The following is a 17,873-nucleotide window of genomic DNA, read 5'->3' on the forward strand; positions in this document are numbered from 1 at the left end:
CTCGGGCGCATGACTGTAAAAGCTGTTATTGCCCGTTCCAAGGGCGCGGAAGTCGAAACCGTCAATATTGTTGTCCCCGACCCCGGCCCTAATGACGTCATCGTGCGCGTGCAGGCCTGCGGCGTATGCCACACCGACCTTGCTTACCGCGATGGCGATATTGAAGACGCCTTCCCGTTCCTGCTCGGCCACGAGGCCGCAGGCGTGGTGGAGACCGTAGGTTCTGCGGTCACCCACGTGGAGGAGGGCGACTTCGTCATTTTGAATTGGCGCGCCGTATGCGGCGAGTGCCGCGCTTGCAAGAAGGGCGAGCCAAAGTACTGCTTCAATACCCACAACGCCTCGAAGAAGATGACCCTCGAGGACGGCACCGAGCTCACTCCTGCGCTGGGCATCGGTTCCTTCGCGGAAAAGACCCTGGTCCACGAGGGCCAGTGCACCAAGGTGGAAGACACTGACCCAGCCGCTGCAGGCTTGTTGGGCTGCGGCATCATGGCGGGCCTCGGCGCAGCCGTGAATACCGGTGACATCCAGCTCGGCGAGTCCGTAGCCGTCTTCGGCTGCGGCGGCGTCGGAATGGCCGCCATTGCGGGTGCCAAGCTGGCAGCCGCGGCAAAGATCATCGCCGTGGACATTGACGAATCCAAGCTGGAAACCGCCCGCGAATTCGGCGCGACCGATACTATCTGCTCCAAGGACCTGTCGGAACAGGAAGTCATCGACGCCGTCCGCGAGCTCACCGGCGGCTTCGGCACCGACGTTTCCATCGACGCCGTGGGTATCCAGCCCACCTGGCGCCAGGCCTTCTACTCCCGCGACCACGCCGGCCGCATGGTCATGGTGGGCGTGCCAAACCTCACCGACCACGTGGACATTCCCGCCATCGACCTCTACGGCCGCGGCGGTTCCATCAAGCCAGCGTGGTACGGCGATTGCCTCCCGGAGCGCGATTTCCCCGCTTATGTAGCGCTATCCAAGGCCGGCAATTTCCCGCTAGAAAAGTTCGTTTCCGAGCGCATTGCGCTTGACGACGTCGAGCAGGCCTTCGCCACCATGAAGTCCGGCAAGGTCCTGCGTTCGGTGGTGGAGTTCTAATGCGCATCGATAGCACGGTTACTTCTGGCAAGTTCCGCCTCGACGGCGGCGAGTGGGACGTGGATAATAACGTCTACGTCGTGGGCGATGACTCCAATGTATATGTGGTGGATCCCTCTCACGATCTCGATGCCGTAGCGGAGCTGGTAGGCGATCGCCACGTGGAAGGCATCCTGCTCACCCACGCGCACAATGACCACTGCGAGCTCGCCCCCGAGGCCGCCAAGCGCTTCGATACCGAGGTTTACCTGCACCCGGACGATGACATGCTGTGGCAGGAATCCAACGGCGATGCCCCATATACGCCGCTGGCGGATCGCGGTCAATTCGATATCGGCGGCGAGAAAATCACGGTCTACCACACCCCAGGCCACTCGCCGGGCTGCGTGGTGCTGCACGTGGGCGAGACGCTGCTGTCGGGCGATACGCTCTTCAATGGCGGCCCTGGTGCCACTGGCCGCAAGTACTCCGACTTCGATGTGATCATCGAGTCGCTGAAGAACGTGGTCTTCACCCTGCCGGAGGACACCAAGGTCCTGCCGGGGCATGGCGACGCCACCACGGTGGGTGCCGAGGCCGCACGCCTCGACGAATACATCGAGCGCGGTTACTAGCTGTTAGTACGCCCGCAGGTACTCGCCGTAGCCGGACTTAAGCAGCGGCTCGGCGAGTGCTTCTAGCTGGGCGCGGTCGATAAAGCCCGCCTCATAGGCAGCAACCTCGGGCGATCCGATAACGATCCCGGTGCGCTTTTGCATCACCTCAACATAGGCAGAAGCCTCGCTCATGGAGTCCACCGTGCCGGTATCGAGCCAGACGCTACCGCGGTGCAGGCGCTGGACATTCAGCTCGCCGCGGCGCAGGTATTCCTCGTTAACCGCCGTGATTTCCAGCTCGCCGCGGCCGCTGGGCTGGATGCCCTTGGCAATGTCCACGACGGAGTTGTCATAGAAATACAAGCCCACCACCGCGTGGTTTGAGCGCGGGACCTCCGGCTTCTCTTCGATGCTGAGCGCATGCCCCGCAGCATCGAATTCCACCACGCCGTAGCGCTGCGGATCCGAGACCTCGTAGGCGAAGATGATGCCACCCTCCGGATCCTGGCAGTGGGTGAGCTCGCCGCCGAAGCCGTGGAAGATATTATCGCCGAGCACGAGTGCGACGCTGTCATCGCCAATGAAATCCTCGCCAATCAAGAAGGCCTGCGCGAGCCCCTCCGGCCGCGGCTGGACCGCATAATCGATCATGAGTCCGAGCTGGGAGCCGTCACCAAAGAGGCGTTGGAAGGCACCCGCATCCTCCGGGGTGGTGATGATGAGGATTTCCCGAATCCCCGCCTGGATGAGCGTGGTCAGCGGATAGTAAATCATCGGCTTGTCATAGATGGGCATGAGCTGCTTCGAGATGCCCTTGGTAATCGGGTAGAGCCGCGTGCCGGAACCGCCGGCTAAGATGATGCCCTTCATTTAATCCTCCGGGTAGAGCGCCAGGTACAGGGCCAGCGCGGCGCGCCAATTCTGCGGCTTGAAACCGGTGGCCTCGACTTTATCCAGCGCAAACGTCGATTCCTTGGGCCGCGGCGCCTCCGGTCCCGCGATTTCGCGGTACTGCTCGGTCGTCACTGGCGTGACCTCGGACGGATCGTGGCCGAGCCCGATGAATACCGCCATGGCAATCTCATCGCGGCCCACGGTATCGCCCGAATTGGATAGGTTATACACGCCGTAATCCGCGTCGGACTTGAGCAGGTGCACGATGCCCTTGGCTAGGTCCTCGGCAAACGTGGGGCGGCCACGCTGGTCATGGATGACCTTCGGCTCCACGCCCTTATTAGCCAGCCGGCGCATGGTGGACATGAAATTTTCCCCATCGCCAAAGACCCACGAGGTGCGAATGACATAGTGCTGCGGCGCGGTCTGCACTGCGGTATCACCCGCGGCTTTCGACGCCCCGTACGCACTGAGCGGCGACGGCAACTCCGCCTCGGTGTGGACCTCGTTCGCCCCATCGAAGATATAGTCGCTCGAGACATGCACCAGCGTGATCTGGTTTTCTGCGGCGATGCGTGCCAGCTTTGCCGGTCCTTCCGCGTTGACGGCCCAGGCAGCGGCGCGGTCGTTTTCGGCGCCGTTGACGTCGTTGTACGCCGCGCAATTAATGATGGTCGAGTACTGCTTCCAATTTCGCTCCGGCGGATTGGTGATGTCGAAGTCGGCGTGGGAGCAGAATTCGGCGTCGCCAAGCAGGCGCTTCAGTGCCCTCCCCAACTGCCCATTCGCACCCGTGACGAGGATGCGCCGGGCGGGCATCGGGCTCACCTCTTCGAGGCTGGGGTGCTGCTTGTCTTTCTCAGAAACCTCGGTGGGCACCATCGGCCAGTCCACGATGTCGAGGTTCACCGCGGCATAGCGCGCTTCGGACGACCAGTGCTCATTGACCAGGTAACTATAAGAGGTATCCTCCAGCGCTTGAAAGCCATTGGCGACGCCTCGCGGCACAAACACCGCCGTCTCCGGCCCAATCTCGTGGGTAATAACCTCGCCGAAGCTCTCCGACCCCTCGCGCAGGTCGCACCACGCACCAAAAATCTTGCCCTGCGCCACCGAGATGAGTTTGTCCCAAGGTTCGGCGTGCAGCCCGCGGGTAGCGCCGGCGTGGTTGAAGGAAATATTGTTCTGCACCGGCTGAAAGCTCGCGAGTTCGGGCGCGAGACCGGTGAGCTTTTCCCGCTGCCAATTTTCTTTGAACCAGCCGCGATTGTCCCCGTGCACGTCGAGGTCGATGATGAGTAGTCCCGGGATGGCGGTTTCAGTTATGCGCATGTCTACTGTCCTTGCTGCTTGTAGCGGGTCTCTACGTCTTCTTTCTCGGGCTTCCACCAGTCTTCGTTATCGCGGTACCACGCGATGGTGTCTTGGAGGCCGGCGCGGATATCCGTAAACCGCGGGGCCCAGCCCAGCTCGCGGCGCAGCTTGGTGGCATCCATGGCATAGCGCTGATCATGGCCGGGGCGGTCCGCCACGTGCTCATAGAGCGCGCGTCCATCGCGGGTGTGGCCCATGATCTCGCAGATAAGCTCGATGACCTGCTTATTGCTGATATCTGGCTGATCCGCGCCGATAGCGTAGGTCTCTCCAATCCGGCCGCGCTCTAGGATGGCGAGCACTGCCTCGTTGTGGTCATCGGCATGAATCCAATCGCGGACCTGCTCGCCCGTCCCATAAAGCTTGGGCGTGCGGCCGGAGAGAATATTGGTGATCTGGCGGGGAATGAACTTCTCGATGTGCTGATACGGCCCATAATTATTGGAGCAATTCGAGATGGTGGCGCGCAGCCCAAAAGAACGCACCCATGCGCGCACGAGGTGGTCAGAACCTGCCTTGGTGGCGGAGTACGGGCTGGAGGGGGCGTAGGCGGTGTTCTCGTCAAACTTGGTTTCTGCCCCAATCTCGAGATCACCGAAAACCTCGTCGGTGGAGACATGGTGGAAGCGGGTATCGTGCTTCCGGCACGCCTCCAACAGCGTGAACGTGCCCACGATATTCGTGTGGAGGAAGGGGGAGGGGTCACGCAAAGAATTGTCGTTATGGGATTCGGCGGCGAAGTGAACTACTACATCGGCGGCAGCGACGAGCGGTTCTACCGTCGCAGAATCGGCGATATCACCCTCGACGAAGTCAATATCCAGATCGGCGAGGTTGGCGCGGTTTCCGGCGTAAGTGAGCTTATCAAGCACCGTAACGCGGGTATCGGGGCGCGCCTGGCGCATGAGGCGCACGAAATTGGCGCCGATAAAACCGGCGCCGCCAGTGACGAGCATCGTTTGCATGGTTATCCAGTGTAGGGCAGTCGGACGGGCTGCTGTGGCAGGCCGCGGGCCCGCGCGCAAGAGGTCAGGCCGCGCCCGAGGGAGACGGTGGTGGCGAGGGCGGATCCGTGAGCCTGCGTCCCGGGGCTTGTTCCGCGGCGGGGTGGTCGTTGACCTCTACTGTGGGCGATAGCCCGCTCGCGTGCGCGGCCCGGTAGCCCACCCGGCCGGTGCCGGGGTCCCGTTCGGCGTGACCCATTCCGTTGCGGCCATCGCGGTAGTCGTTATTGTCCACGTGGTGGCGACGGCACAGCAGCGTCAGATTTTTTAGGTCGGTGGCGCCGCCGTGAGACCAAGCCTGCAGATGGTGGACATCGCAGTCCTGCCAGGGGCGGTGGCACTCGGGGTGGGTGCAGACAAGCTCGGAGGCCGCGAGGGCGAGCTTCTGCCAGAGGGAAGCGGTGCGTTTGGTGCGGCCAAGTTCGAGGGGAAAGCCCTTCTCATCCACCGCACAGAAGAAATCGTGCTGCGCGGCACCCAAGCGGAGGAGATCGAGCGGAGAAAGCTCGATGCCGGTGCTGGTGGCGAAGCGGGTATCGCCGCCCATCGCCTCCAGTTCTTCCAAGGTGGTGGCGACGAAGAAAGAACCAAGGCCCGCTGAGTCCTTTTGGGTGGCAGAAAGGTAGCTCGACAAGGCAGCGGTCAATTGGTCCGCCATGCGCTGGGCATAAGTGCGGGTATCATCCTCGGCGCTGAGATCGGCGCTGCCTTTATTTTTGGCGGGAGCAAAGGCACTGGCAAGGATGGCGGCCGCGGAGGCGTCGAGGTATCCGGAGATATGCACACCGCCGTCAGCATCTTGGCGGGAGATGCTAAAGCGCCGCTTGCGGGTAGCGGCGTGCGGATCGGGCTCGCCGGCAGGATTGAGGGCGTGCTTATTCGCCTTGCGAACTGCCTTACGCAGCCACTCGCGTAAGGAATCGAAGGAGCGGCGCTTGGCCTGCTCGAGGGCCTGGTTGCGCAGCTCGCTTGGGCCGGGGATGGCGTACTTGCTGAGGCTGCGCAGCTCATTCTCGATGAGGTTAAGGATGCGCTCAGGGATAGGCTCTTCTTCGAAAAGCTTCTTGCGGCGCTTTTCCTCTTCGCGGCGCTCGCGGTCGGCGCGGCGGCGGGCTTCTTCCTCGGCCTGTGCGCGTGTGGCGTCATCAGCATCGGGATCAGCAGGTGGGGGAGTGGGCTCCGGTTCGGGGATAGGGGCAAATAGGTTGCGCCCATTGCGCAGACGGGCGGCGGCTTCGGACTCGCTAAGACCTAGGCGGGCGGTCAGGTAGTCCTTGGCTTTGGAGGAGCCCACGCGGCGGCCGGCGTCATCGCGCTCCGCGATGAAGGCGAAGGCAGCGTCAATAGCGGCCTTGTTGCCCAGCGCCCTTTCCAAGTGCTCGAAATGAGGGTGAAGAAGCTCGAAAGAGAGGTCGGAGGGATCCTGCATGAGGCCGCGCAGTTGGGTTAACCCGGCGGCAACTTGGGCGATGGCGGAGTCTATCTCCGCGTGCTTGGTGGTCTGCATAATCCCTCCCCTCCTGTTCGTTTACATGTTCTATTCTATCTAGATAAAACACCCCGTCAACAGGAAAGAAGGGATTGGTCAATAGATTAGACAATCCCCAAACAAACGCAGGGCCAAAACCACTAACTCGGGAATGAAGGAAGGGCCGTGTGGTTGAGCCAAGCGTCTACGGTGGCGTCGAAAAGCGCGGCATCAGGAGCGGTGGCGCGGAAGGAATTTAGCAACATGGAAGGCTCCACCACCGAATGCTGGTGCTCGGTGAGGTAGCTGCGGAGGGTGCTAAAGAAGGCGTCGCCAAGCAGGCGGTGAATGGCGTGCACGGTCAAAGCACCGCGCTTATACACGCGGTCATCGAACATATCGCGCGCACCCGGATCGGAAACGGTGAGGTTCTGCGCCTTGCGGCCTAGGACGTTGTAGTGGGACCGTGCTGCCTCGCGCGCGGTGGTCTCGCCCTTGTGCTCGGCCCATAACCACTCGCTGTAGCAGGCAAAGCCCTCATTGAGCCAGATATCCTTCCACTCGCCTAGGCCCACGGAATTGCCAAACCACTGGTGGGAAAGCTCATGCGCGATAAGGCGCTCGAAGGCGTGGTCTCCCTTCACATGGTTGGATCCAAAGATAGAAAGCCCCTGCGCTTCGAGCGGAATCTCCAACTCATCTTCCGTGATGACCACCTGGTAATCCGCAAACGGGTAGCGGCCATAAATGGAGGTAAAGAAGTCCACCATCTCCTGCTGCTGGGCAAATTCATTCAGCACCCGCTCGCGCAGCGCGGCTGGAGCCCAAGCCCGAGTGGAAGGGCCCAAGGCAAAACTGGAAAACTCACCTACCTGCACCGTAGCCAGGTAGGTGGCCATGGGCTGGCGGGTACGGTAATGCCAGCGCGTGGTGGAGCCGCCCGCCCTGCGGGAGACGAGGTCGCCATTAGACACAACGATAAAGGGATCATCGGCCGTAATGATGATGTCATAGAGCGCCTTTTCAGACGGTGTATCGTCGCAGGGGAACCAGCTCGGCGCGCCATTGGGCTGGCTAGCCACCAGCGAGCCGGACTCGGTTTCTTCCCAACCAATCTCGCCCCAGGTGGTGCGGATGGGGCGAGGGCTACCGCCGTAGCGAATAACCAGATCAAACTCCGTACCGGCGGCGATTTCCGCAGCGAAACGAAGACGCAACTTACCGGAAGACTGGCGGAACTTTGCCACCCGCGGTGCACCCTTCGCGGTCACGCGACGGGCCACCATCGCCCCGCCCAAATCCAAGGTCAAAGACGTTAAATCGGCGGTCGCTCGGATTGTTAAAACGGCCTCGCCGTGGAGCAAGTTGGGCTCCACGCGGTAGGTCAGATCCAGCGTGTAGTGGGACACCTCAAATCCGAGGTTAAAATCCACGCCGGTATAAGGGTCAGTGTGGGTACGCGAAAGGGCGGTAGGAAGCAACTTCATAATGCTGCAAGCCTACCGCCCTTTTAGCCGCGGAAAGAAACGAGCTTATTTATTGAAAGCGCGCTCGAAGACCGGCCAAGAATCCTTGAGGTCCGCAATCCAGTGCGGCCAGGAGTGGGTGCCGGTATTGCGGAAGTTATAGGTAGCCGGGATGCCAGCCTGGTCCAACTTGGCCTTGAAGTTGTGGGTGCAGTAGTTCACGCCAGCTTCGATGGCACCGCCCTCACCCTGCAGGACAGCGGAGCCTGCCGCGGCCGCCGCAGGGTTCGTGCCCTGAGCCACGTGATAGGAGAAGGTATCCTCCTTGCCGGCCAGACCGGAACCGGAGGAGATGTACAGCTCCGTGCCGCGCAGCTTCTCGTGGTTCATCATCGCATCGTTATAGCGGTTGGTGGGGGAACCGAAGGGGCCCCACATCTGCTCTGCGGAAGCGCCACCGCGGTTAACGGTGAGCTCAACGGCCTTGTGCTCTACCGGATAGGCGGTAGCCGCACAGCCGGCGTAGGAACCAACGGCGTCATAGAAGCCTTGGTTATGCTCCGCCAGTAGCAGGGAGGAGGTAGCGGACATGGACATACCCGCGATGGCGCGGTGGTTATCGGCCTTGATGTGTCCCTCGATAGCGCCCGGCAGTTCCTTGGTGAGGAAGGTTTCCCACTTCTGCGGGCCCTTAAGATACTGGGAGTTCGGCTCGGATACCCAGTCGGTGTAGTAGGAGAAGGCACCAGCCTGCGGGATGACCACGTTGACGTTCTTGGAGTGGTAAAAATCCACGGCATCGGAAAGCTTCAGCCAGTCCATGTCCTGCTCCGCGCCGCCTGCGCCATTAAGCAGGTAGATGGTCGGGCGGTTCTCATCCGTCGCGCGAATGACAGCCAGCGGAATCTTGCGGCCGTTCATAGCCGGGGAGGTGGCCTGCAGCTTATCGACGCGCGGATCGTCCTTGTACTTCTGGTACCAGGTCTGCTGCTCCAACTCCGGGGTGACCTCTAGTGGGGCCAGGGTGGACTGGGCGGCGTTGCCTGCTACCTGCTGCGGGGTGAGCTGTGCGGCGCCCGCCATCGGGGCGCTAGCCAAGCCTGCGCACACTGCGGTGGCGGCCAGGATGGAGCTAAGACGCTTCATTGTGCTTCTTTCCTGTAGTTAATGAACTCGTTGATTATACTTCTGCGCTACTTATTCCGCAGCGCCGGCAGCCTCTGGAGCTTCGGCTTCCTTGCCCTCGACGAAGTCCTTATCAGGGGACTGGTCAGCGGCGCTCGGGGCGTCCTTGATCTGCGCATTTTCCTGAGCCTGCGGCGCATCGATGGAAAGCTCGTTGGGCTTTACTTCCGGCTCGGCCGGAGCTTCTGCGGCGTCCTTGTTAAAGCCACGCTCGAAGGTCTTCCACGAGGAGAAGATGTCATCGCGCCAGCCCGGCCAGGAGTGGGTGCCGGTATTGCGGAAGTTCCAATCCGCCTTCATGCCCTGGGAATCCATCTTGGCCTTGAGATCGTGGGTGCAGGAGCTCATAGCAGCCTCGATGACGCCGCCCTCCACGATGAGGGTGGACGATCCCTTAGCGCCCCAGTCATTGGCACCGCCCAAACCGCTATTCACGGAGACGTAGGTCTCGGATGGGCCCAAATTCTTCGGGGTGGCATTGACCAATGCGTCGTTGTACACGTTGTACTCACTGCCCATAGCGCCCCACATCTGATCGGCCGAGCCGCCGCCGCGGTTGACAGTCAGCTGGGTGTACAGGCGCGGCAGCGGGCGAGAGGTAGCCGCGCAGCCGGAGAAGGAGCCCACCGCGTTGTAGAAGCCCGGGTTGTGCTCCGCCAGCAGCAGGGAGGAGGTAGCGGCCATGGACATGCCAGCGATGCCGCGCTTGCCATTGCCTCCGATATGATCCTCTAGAGCGCCTGGCAGCTCCTTGGTCAGGAAGGTCTCCCACTTCTGTGGGCCCTTGAGGTAGCCGGCATCCGGCGTAGAAACCCAGTCAGTGTAGTAGGAGAAGGCACCGGCCTGTGGGATGACCACATTGACGTCCTTGGACGTGTAGAAATCCACCATGTCCTGCACGCCCTCTTGCTCTGGGTTGACGTCGCGCTTCGCGGTGGCGGTGATCCAGTCCATGCCCTGCTCAGCGCCGCCCGCGCCGTTGAGTAGGTACAGGGTGGGGCGCTTCTTTTCAAAGTTGCCGTCTGGGGAGATGACCGCAAGCGGGACCTCGCGGCCACCCATGGCGGCGGAGGTAGCCGTCATGACCTTGACGTGGTTGCCGTAGTGGTTGCCCTGGGCGCTCTTGTGGCCGAAGGCATAACCCTTCCACTTGTCCTTGTCCTTTAGTCCGGCAATATCTACCACGCGGTTTTCGCCCTCGGTGGTGATGGCGTAGTTGATATTTTCCGGATCTGCCGAGTCAGTGAGGTTTACCTCGCGGATGGTGGATGGGGTGGCGTCCCCCTGAATCTTGGCCGGCTCGACGGCGGAGGCGATAGGGGCGGAGAGGACTCCTGCCGCGATGGCGATGCCTGCGACGCTGGAGCCGATAGAGCGCAAAGTATGCATATTTTTAGCTTCCTCGAGTTAAGAGAATCTTCTCAGTAGGTATCGTTCCGCATAGCGGGAGTGTTAGCAAGACTCTATGCCTTAATAGCCCTTTTAATGTAGCAAAACCTGTGACGCATGTGGTTTGTGTGTCATAATTCTGAACGCAGCGCTAACCCAGCGCTCATGTAACGGCGGCGCTACAATTCCCGTTAGTTCTAAACGTGTGAATAGTGCGGTCCCATCCGCGGGCCCATCCCTCGCTCTAGGCAAAAACAGAAAGAAGAAAAATGAACGTTTTCGATTCCATCCTCGTATCCATCAACGAAGTTCTGGGCCAGTTCCTGCATATGGGTTCCTCCATGTCCTCCAACGCTGCCCTGGCTCTCGGCCTGTTCTAAAATACCGAGCCCATAGCCCTGCACGACGTCGCGCGCTTGCCGACGTCACCGTGCAGGGCCTTTGTGCGTTTTACCCCCGAAGCGTGGGGTACACGGGCAAAAGAGTGTGACCCAATGCGCGACATGGAGGGGAAAGTTACGTATCCTGTAGGGCGTGACTAATGAACATTATGACGTAGTAGTACTCGGCGCGGGCCCTGGCGGCTACGTGGCCGCCATCCGTGCAGCTCAGCTTGGTAAGAAAGTTGCCGTAATCGAGAAGCAGTACTGGGGTGGTGTCTGCCTCAACGTAGGCTGCATCCCTTCCAAGGCACTGCTGAAGAACGCTGAGGTTGCCCACACCTTCAACCATGAAGCAAAGGACTTCGGCATCTCCGGCGATGTTTCCTTCGACTTCGGTGTAGCCCACAAGCGTTCCCGCAAGGTTTCCGCGGGCATCGTCAAGGGCGTTCATTACCTGATGAAGAAGAACAAGATCACCGAGATCAACGGCCTTGGCTCCTTCAAAGATGAGAAGACTATTGAAATCACTGACGGCGATGACAAGGGCAAGACCGTCACCTTCGATGACTGCATCATCGCTACCGGCTCCGTGGTCAAGTCCCTGCCGGGCGTAGAGCTCGGCGGCAACATCGTGTCCTACGAGGAGCAGATCCTCAACGATGAGGCCCCGAAGTCCATGGTTATCGTCGGCGCTGGCGCCATCGGCATGGAATTTGCTTATGTTCTGTCCAACTACGGCGTGGACGTCACCATCGTGGAGTTCATGGACCGCGTCCTGCCGAACGAGGACAAGGACGTCTCCAAGGCCATTGCCAAGGAGTACAAGAAGCTCGGCGTCAAGCTGCTGACCGGCTACAAGACCACCTCCGTGAAGGACAACGGCGATAATGTCACCGTTGAGGTCGAGTCCAAGGATGGCTCCAAGCAGGACACCCTCACCGTGGACCGCGCCATGATTTCCATCGGCTTCGCCCCACGTACCGAGGGCTTCGGCCTGGAGAACACCGGCGTTGAGCTCACCGAGCGCGGCGCCATCGCCATCGATGACACCATGCGCACCAACGTGGACCACATCTACGCCATCGGTGACGTCACCGCGAAGCTGCAGCTCGCACACGTTGCTGAGGCACAGGGCGTTGTCGCCGCAGAGACCATCGCCGGCGTGGAGACCCAGCTTCTGGGTGACTACATGAACATGCCGCGCGCTACCTTCTGCAACCCGCAGGTCGCTTCCTTCGGCTACACCGAAGAGGCCGCAAAGGAGAAGTTCGCGGACCGCGATATCAAGGTCGCTACCTTCCCGTTCTCCGCCAACGGCAAGGCTGCCGGTCTCAACGAGACCGCGGGCTTTGTCAAGCTCATTGCGGATGGCGAGTATGGCGAGCTCATCGGCGGCCACATGGTCGGCTCCAATGTCTCCGAGCTGCTGCCGGAGCTGACCTTGGCGCAGCGCTTCGACCTCACCGCTGAGGAAATCGGCCGCAACGTTCACACCCACCCGACCCTCTCTGAGGCCATGAAGGAAGCTGCCGAGGGCATCGGCGGCCACATGATTAACCTCTAAGCAGGGGCGCTTGGCGACGTCGCCTTGAGCGCAACACCCACGGCACCGCGCCGTCCCCCGCCCACCGGGCAAAGGGACCGCGGTGCCGTTTTGTATGTCTACGCCCCCGAAAAGGCTCGTCGTGGTGATGTGTAACTAGTACGGTGCCACCGCTGAGCGGTGGGCATCGATGCTGATGACCTCGTTAATGGGTGGGAAGGCGCGCTGCGCACAATTCTCGCGCGGGCAGGTGCGGCAACCGGAGCCGATAGGGGTAGCAGAAGAGAGATCTTTGAGGTCGAGACCTTCTGCGTAGACGGTGCGGTCGGCGTGGCGAGCCTCGCAGCCCAGGCCAATGGCGAAAAGCTTATTGGTATCGCCAAAGCGGCCTTGATGGTGCTGTACCGCGCGGGAGATCCACAGGTAATTGCGGCCATCGGGCATCTGGGCCAACTGACGGGAAATAATGCCCGGCTGGGTGAAGGTCTCGTAGACATTCCACAGCGGGCAGGTGCCGCCATTATTGGAAAAGTGCACGCCGGTGGCGGATTGTCGCTTGGACATGTTTCCGGCGCGGTCGACGCGGACGAAGGTAAAAGGAATGCCGCGCAGGTTATCGCGCTGCAGGGTGGACAGCCGAGAGGCGACGGATTCATAGCCCACTCCGAAGACCTGGCAGAGGTATTCCACGTCGTAGCCGGAGCGTTCAGCCTCAGAATGTAGCAGGGTATAGGGCATCACGGTGGCGGCGGCGAAGTAGCTGGCCAATCCGCGTTGTGCTAGGTTACGCGAGGCATCCGAGGTAAACGGCTCATTTTTTACCAAAGATGCGATCTCCTCGCCAGCCTCGAGGAAGCTCAGCTCCGCGGCCATGCGGAAGGCGCGTTGCCCTTCGCTTAAGCGCGAGGCGAGCCGAAATTCGCCGGTCTCGCGGTCGAAGCTGTGCAGCGTGCCATCCATCTGTGAGGTGATGTGAATGTCTACGTTGTGGAGATCGCGCAGGCGCTGGGCTAGGGCATGTTCGGTGTCGCGGATGCCGAATTGGGTGACCGAGAGGGCGTCGGCAAGCTGCTCCGCATGGTGGTCCAGGCCGTCCAAGTAGTTCTGGCGGGCATAGAAGAAATCGCGCACCTCATCGTGCGGCATGGACAGTGCCTGGGTGGCCTCGGTGGTGCGGCGGGTATCGGTGGCGAGTGAGAGCTTATCGCGCACATTGCGATAGCGGCGGTGGACATCCACCAGCGTGCGGGCGACGGTGGGGTGGTTATAGACCAGCTCGGAGAGCTCCTGCAGCTCGACGGGGGAGGGGCACAGCTCCTTGTCCTGGATGACGTCCTGGATCTCCGCGAGGAGGCGCGAGTCATCGTCGCGGGAGAAGAAGGTGGCGTCAACTCCGAAGACCTCGGTGATGCGAAGGAGGACCGGAACGGTAAGTGGCCGAACGTCGTGCTCGATCTGGTTGACGTAGCTGGCCGAAAGGCCCAGCGTGGCGGCTAAGGAAGCCTGTCTGAGATCGCGCTCACGGCGAAGTTGGCGAAGGCGGGATCCCACATACGTCTTACTCATGCCGGAAAGGTTACTGGGTGGCCTGCGCGTGTGCACCTTAATCGCAAAGATCTTGTGAAGAATATTCACCCTCCTGTGGGGAATATGTGGGTTTCATGCGAAAGTTTGACACATAAAGGGGTAAGGGGATCACTCCCGTAACACTGGGTGACCAAGTTCACAACTGGAGGAAGATTTACGCAACGTCAATATTGCGAAATTGCGAGCAGCCAAGGTAGTGACGTTTTGAATCCGGCCATCTAAGGCAACCCTTACCTAAAAGAATTCTGAGTTTAACCGTACCGCCGTACCGTTAGATGAAACGCCGCCGGAATTGACTGGTAACCAGCGGTTAAGCCCAGTTAAGGTGAGGACGACAATGGAGGTGTCATGACTTTAAGAAATCCCGACCGTGAGGCAGTAGCTCACGGCCACATTACTAACGAACCAATCCGTCAGAAGCCGGGAGTGCCCTCTTGGGTTCTGAAGCTCATCATGGCCGTCACCGGCCTGCTATTTGCACTTTTCGTCGTCGGCCACATGGCCGGCAACCTGAAGCTGTACTTGCCGGCTGAGGGCGGCGACGAGGCTCTTGATGAATATGGTGCATTCCTGCGCTCCATGGGCGAGCCACTGTTCCCGCATGAGGGTGCGTTGTGGATCATCCGCGCGGTCCTGCTGGTTGCCATCATCGCCCACATCTATGGTGCGTTTGCCCTCACCGCACGTTCCAAGGCCTCCCGCGGCAAGTTCCGCCGTAGCAACCTGATGGGCGGCCTTGATTCCTTCGCCACCAAGTCCATGCTGGTTACCGGCATCGTTTTGCTGCTGTTTATCATCTTCCACTTGCTGGACCTGACCTTGGGCGTACAGCCCATCGCCCCAGGTGACTTCGTGGAGGGTGCGGTGAAGGCCAATATGATCGCAACCTTCAGCCGCTGGCCGGTCACCATCGTGTATGTGATCGCCATGTGCTTCCTGTTCCTGCACCTCACCCACGGCATTCGACTCGCCGCTTCTGACCTGGGTATCACCGGTGCGAAGTGGCGTCAGACCTTCCTGATCCTGGCGTACGTCATCCCGGCCGTTGTCTGCATCGGCAACATCGTTATGCCTTTGTCCGTTGCCCTGGGCTTGGTCAGCTAAAGGAGTTAGAAACCCATGACTAATACTGAACTCAAGCGCGAGCATCCCAAGTTCTCGCATCCGCAGTCCATCGTTCCGGGCGTATCTGCCGGCAACATTCTGGAATCCCACGAGCCGCACGGCGTGCCGATGAAGGATATGTGGTCCCACCAAAAGGACCACATGCAGCTGGTTTCCCCACTGAACCGCCGTAAGTTTGAGGTCCTCGTGGTTGGTACCGGCCTGTCCGCCGGCGCCGCTGCGGCCGCACTGGGCGAGCTGGGCTACAAGGTAAAGGTATTTACCTACCACGACTCCCCGCGCCGCGCGCACTCCATCGCAGCGCAGGGTGGCGTCAACGCCTCCCGTGCCAAGAAGGTGGACAATGACTCCGCCTACCGCCACACCAAGGACACCGTCAAGGGCGGCGACTACCGCTGCCGCGAGTCCGACTGCTGGCGCCTGGCCAACGAGTCCGTGCGCGTTATTGACCACATGAACGCCATCGGCGCACCATTCGCCCGCGAGTACGGCGGCACCCTGGCTACCCGTTCCTTCGGTGGTGTACAGGTCTCCCGCACCTACTACACCCGTGGTCAAACAGGCCAGCAGCTGCAGCTGTCCACCACTTCGGCGCTCTACCGCCAGATTGGCCTGGGCAACGTGGAGCTCTTCGCTCACAACGACCTGCAGGACATCATCGTCTACAACGACAATGGCAAGAAGCGCGCTGGCGGCATCGTTACCCGCAACCTGATCACCGGTGAGCTCAAGGCCTTCACCGGCCACGCAGTCGTGCTGGGTACCGGCGGCTACGGCAACGTCTACCACATGTCCACCCTGGCTAAGAACTCCAACGCCAGCGCCATGATGCGTGCGTACGACAGCGGTGCTTACCTGGCTTCCCCAGCCTTCGTGCAGTTCCACCCGACGGGCCTACCGGTCAACTCCGATTGGCAGTCCAAGACCATCCTGATGTCGGAGTCCCTGCGTAACGACGGCCGCATTTGGTCCCCGAAGAAGGAAGGCGACGACCGCGACCCGAATACCATTCCGGAAGAAGAGCGCGACTACTTCCTGGAGCGCCGCTACCCGGCATTCGGCAACCTGGTTCCGCGTGACGTTGCTTCCCGTGCTATCTCCCAGCAGATTAACGCTGGTCTGGGTGTTGGCCCGCTGCACAACTCGGTGTACCTGGACTTCCGCGACGCCATCGAACGCCTGGGTAAGGACAAGATCCGCGAGCGCTACTCCAACCTCATCGAGATGTACGAAGAGGCCATTGGCGAGTCCGCTTACGAAACTCCGATGCGTATCGCTCCGACCTGCCACTTCACCATGGGTGGCCTGTGGACCGACTTCAATGAGATGACCTCCATCGACGGCCTCTTTGCCGCCGGTGAGTGCTCCTGGACCTACCACGGTGCTAACCGCCTGGGTGCTAACTCCCTGCTTTCGGCTTCCGTTGACGGCTGGTTCACCTTGCCGTTTACCATCCCGAACTACTTGGCTGACCACCTCAATGAGGAGAAGCTGGCGGAGGATTCCCCAGAGGCACAGGCAACCCTGGCTCAGTCCCAAGAGCGCATCGACCGCCTCATGGGCGTGCGCGGCGAGAACCCGCACGGTCCTTCCTACTACCACCGCCAGCTAGGCGACATCCTGTACCACGGCTGCGGTGTGTCCCGTAACGTGGAAGACCTCAAGGAAGCCATCACCAAGATCCGTGAGCTGCGCGAGGACTTCTGGGCTAATGTCCGCATCCCGGGCGAGGCCAACGACATGAACCAGGTGCTGGAATACGGCCTGCGCGTTGCCGACTACCTGGACCTGGGCGAGCTCATGTGTGTTGACGCCCTGGACCGCGACGAGTCCTGTGGCGCTCACTTCCGCGAGGACCACCTCACCGAGGACGGCGAGGCAGAACGCGACGACGAGAACTGGTGCTTCGTTTCCGCCTGGGAGCCGGGCGCTAATAAGAACGAGTTCATCCGCCACGCCGAGCCGCTGTACTTTGATTCGATCCCGCTGATGACAAGGAACTACAAGTAATGAAACTGACACTTGAGATCTGGCGTCAAGCCGGACCGACCCAAGAAGGCCACTTCGAGACCGTCCAGGTGGACGATGCCTCTGAGCAGATGTCCATCCTGGAACTGCTGGACCACGTCAACGAGGGCTACATTGAGCGCGGCGAGGAGCCCTTCGCCTTCGCCTCTGACTGCCGTGAGGGCATTTGTGGTACCTGTGGTCTGACCGTCAACGGCCGTCCACACGGCCCTGGACAGAACACCCCGGCCTGCCAGCAGCGCCTGTTCAACTTCACCGAAGGACAGACCATCAAACTGGAGCCATTCCGTTCCGCTGCCTACCCGGTTATCAAGGACATGATCGTCGACCGTGCGGCACTGGATCACGTGATGGAGCAGGGCGGCTACGTCTCCATGGATGCTGGTACCGCTCCGGATGCGGATACCCTGCACGTCAACCATGAGACTTCCGAGTACTCGCTGGACCACGCTGCCTGCATCGGCTGCGGCGCCTGCGTTGCTGCTTGCCCGAATGGTGCTGCACACCTGTTTACCGGTGCGAAGCTGGTGCACCTGTCCCTCATGCCGCTGGGTAAGGAAGAGCGTGGCCGCCGTGCCCGCAACATGGTCGATGACCTGGAAGCCAACTTCGGCCACTGCTCCCTCTACGGTGAGTGCGCTGATGTTTGCCCGGCCGGCGTTCCCCTGACCGCAGTATCCGCGGTTACCCGCGAACGTGCACGTGCTGCTTTCCGTGGCAAGGACGACTAAGCTAA

14 protein-coding genes are annotated in these 17,873 nt (G+C 60.9%); 6 read left to right on the forward strand and 8 right to left on the reverse strand.

Translation table 11 applies throughout. The annotated features are described in order from the left end of the window. Positions 1-9: 9 nt before the first annotated feature. Positions 10-1,095 carry an S-(hydroxymethyl)mycothiol dehydrogenase gene (locus QP990_RS09055; protein ID WP_023020438.1) on the forward strand — a complete coding sequence of 362 codons (1,086 nt, stop codon included), beginning with the start codon at positions 10-12 and terminating at the stop codon, positions 1,093-1,095. Then, positions 1,095-1,709: an MBL fold metallo-hydrolase gene (locus tag QP990_RS09060; protein ID WP_023020439.1), complete on the forward strand. Its 615-nt coding sequence runs from the start codon at positions 1,095-1,097 to the stop codon at positions 1,707-1,709. The genes QP990_RS09055 and QP990_RS09060 overlap by 1 nt, the downstream gene beginning before the upstream one ends. A gap of 3 nt (positions 1,710-1,712) precedes the next feature. Here QP990_RS09060 and rfbA read toward each other — a convergent pair whose 3' ends face one another. The 7 genes from rfbA to QP990_RS09095 all read right to left on the reverse strand — a co-directional run bounded on the left by rfbA (position 1,713) and on the right by QP990_RS09095 (position 10,471). Next, entirely contained in the window at positions 1,713-2,561 is an 849-nt protein-coding gene (gene rfbA / locus QP990_RS09065; protein WP_023020440.1) for a glucose-1-phosphate thymidylyltransferase RfbA, read from the reverse strand. Continuing rightward, on the reverse strand, positions 2,562-3,917 hold the full coding sequence (locus tag QP990_RS09070) for a sugar nucleotide-binding protein (RefSeq protein ID WP_023020441.1): 1,356 nt from the start codon (positions 3,915-3,917) through the stop codon (positions 2,562-2,564). Positions 3,918-3,919: 2 nt separating this feature from the next. Beyond that, positions 3,920-4,915 carry a dTDP-glucose 4,6-dehydratase gene (gene rfbB / locus QP990_RS09075; RefSeq protein ID WP_284799080.1) on the reverse strand — a complete coding sequence of 332 codons (996 nt, stop codon included), beginning with the start codon at positions 4,913-4,915 and terminating at the stop codon, positions 3,920-3,922. A gap of 73 nt (positions 4,916-4,988) precedes the next feature. Continuing rightward, entirely contained in the window at positions 4,989-6,470 is a 1,482-nt protein-coding gene (locus tag QP990_RS09080; protein ID WP_023020443.1) for an HNH endonuclease signature motif containing protein, read from the reverse strand. A 122-nt stretch (positions 6,471-6,592) separates the two neighbouring features. Next, positions 6,593-7,918, reverse strand: a complete 1,326-nt coding sequence (locus QP990_RS09085) for a M1 family metallopeptidase (RefSeq protein WP_023020444.1) — start codon at positions 7,916-7,918, stop codon at positions 6,593-6,595. 45 nt (positions 7,919-7,963) lie between these two features. Continuing rightward, positions 7,964-9,043 carry an alpha/beta hydrolase family protein gene (locus QP990_RS09090; RefSeq protein ID WP_023020445.1) on the reverse strand — a complete coding sequence of 360 codons (1,080 nt, stop codon included), beginning with the start codon at positions 9,041-9,043 and terminating at the stop codon, positions 7,964-7,966. A gap of 51 nt (positions 9,044-9,094) precedes the next feature. After that, complete coding sequence (locus QP990_RS09095) at positions 9,095-10,471, reverse strand: alpha/beta hydrolase family protein (RefSeq protein WP_023020446.1); 1,377 nt, start codon at positions 10,469-10,471, stop codon at positions 9,095-9,097. A gap of 534 nt (positions 10,472-11,005) precedes the next feature. Here QP990_RS09095 and lpdA point away from each other — a divergent pair. Then, on the forward strand, positions 11,006-12,418 hold the full coding sequence (gene lpdA / locus QP990_RS09100; protein ID WP_023027802.1) for a dihydrolipoyl dehydrogenase: 1,413 nt from the start codon (positions 11,006-11,008) through the stop codon (positions 12,416-12,418). A 135-nt stretch (positions 12,419-12,553) separates the two neighbouring features. On the opposite strand, the gene ramB is transcribed toward lpdA, so the two are convergent. Continuing rightward, the gene (gene ramB, locus QP990_RS09105; protein WP_034656197.1) at positions 12,554-13,963 is read right to left on the reverse strand and encodes an acetate metabolism transcriptional regulator RamB; all 1,410 of its coding nucleotides are present in this window, start codon (positions 13,961-13,963) and stop codon (positions 12,554-12,556) included. Between the two features lie 369 nt (positions 13,964-14,332). On the opposite strand from ramB, the gene QP990_RS09110 reads away from it, so the two are divergent. The 3 genes from QP990_RS09110 to QP990_RS09120 are packed head-to-tail and all read left to right on the forward strand — an operon-like array spanning position 14,333 to position 17,868. Then, positions 14,333-15,088, forward strand: a complete 756-nt coding sequence (locus tag QP990_RS09110) for a succinate dehydrogenase cytochrome b subunit (RefSeq protein ID WP_023020450.1) — start codon at positions 14,333-14,335, stop codon at positions 15,086-15,088. A gap of 15 nt (positions 15,089-15,103) precedes the next feature. Beyond that, positions 15,104-17,119 (forward strand): fumarate reductase/succinate dehydrogenase flavoprotein subunit, encoded by a 2,016-nt coding sequence (locus tag QP990_RS09115; protein WP_023020451.1) that lies wholly within the window; start codon positions 15,104-15,106, stop codon positions 17,117-17,119. Then, complete coding sequence (locus QP990_RS09120) at positions 17,119-17,868, forward strand: succinate dehydrogenase/fumarate reductase iron-sulfur subunit (RefSeq protein WP_023020452.1); 750 nt, start codon at positions 17,119-17,121, stop codon at positions 17,866-17,868. The genes QP990_RS09115 and QP990_RS09120 overlap by 1 nt, the downstream gene beginning before the upstream one ends. Positions 17,869-17,873 lie beyond the last annotated feature (5 nt).

It is taken from the genome of Corynebacterium sp. MSK071 (genome assembly GCF_030232125.1).
Taxonomy (GTDB): Bacteria; Actinomycetota; Actinomycetes; order Mycobacteriales; family Mycobacteriaceae; genus Corynebacterium; species Corynebacterium kefirresidentii.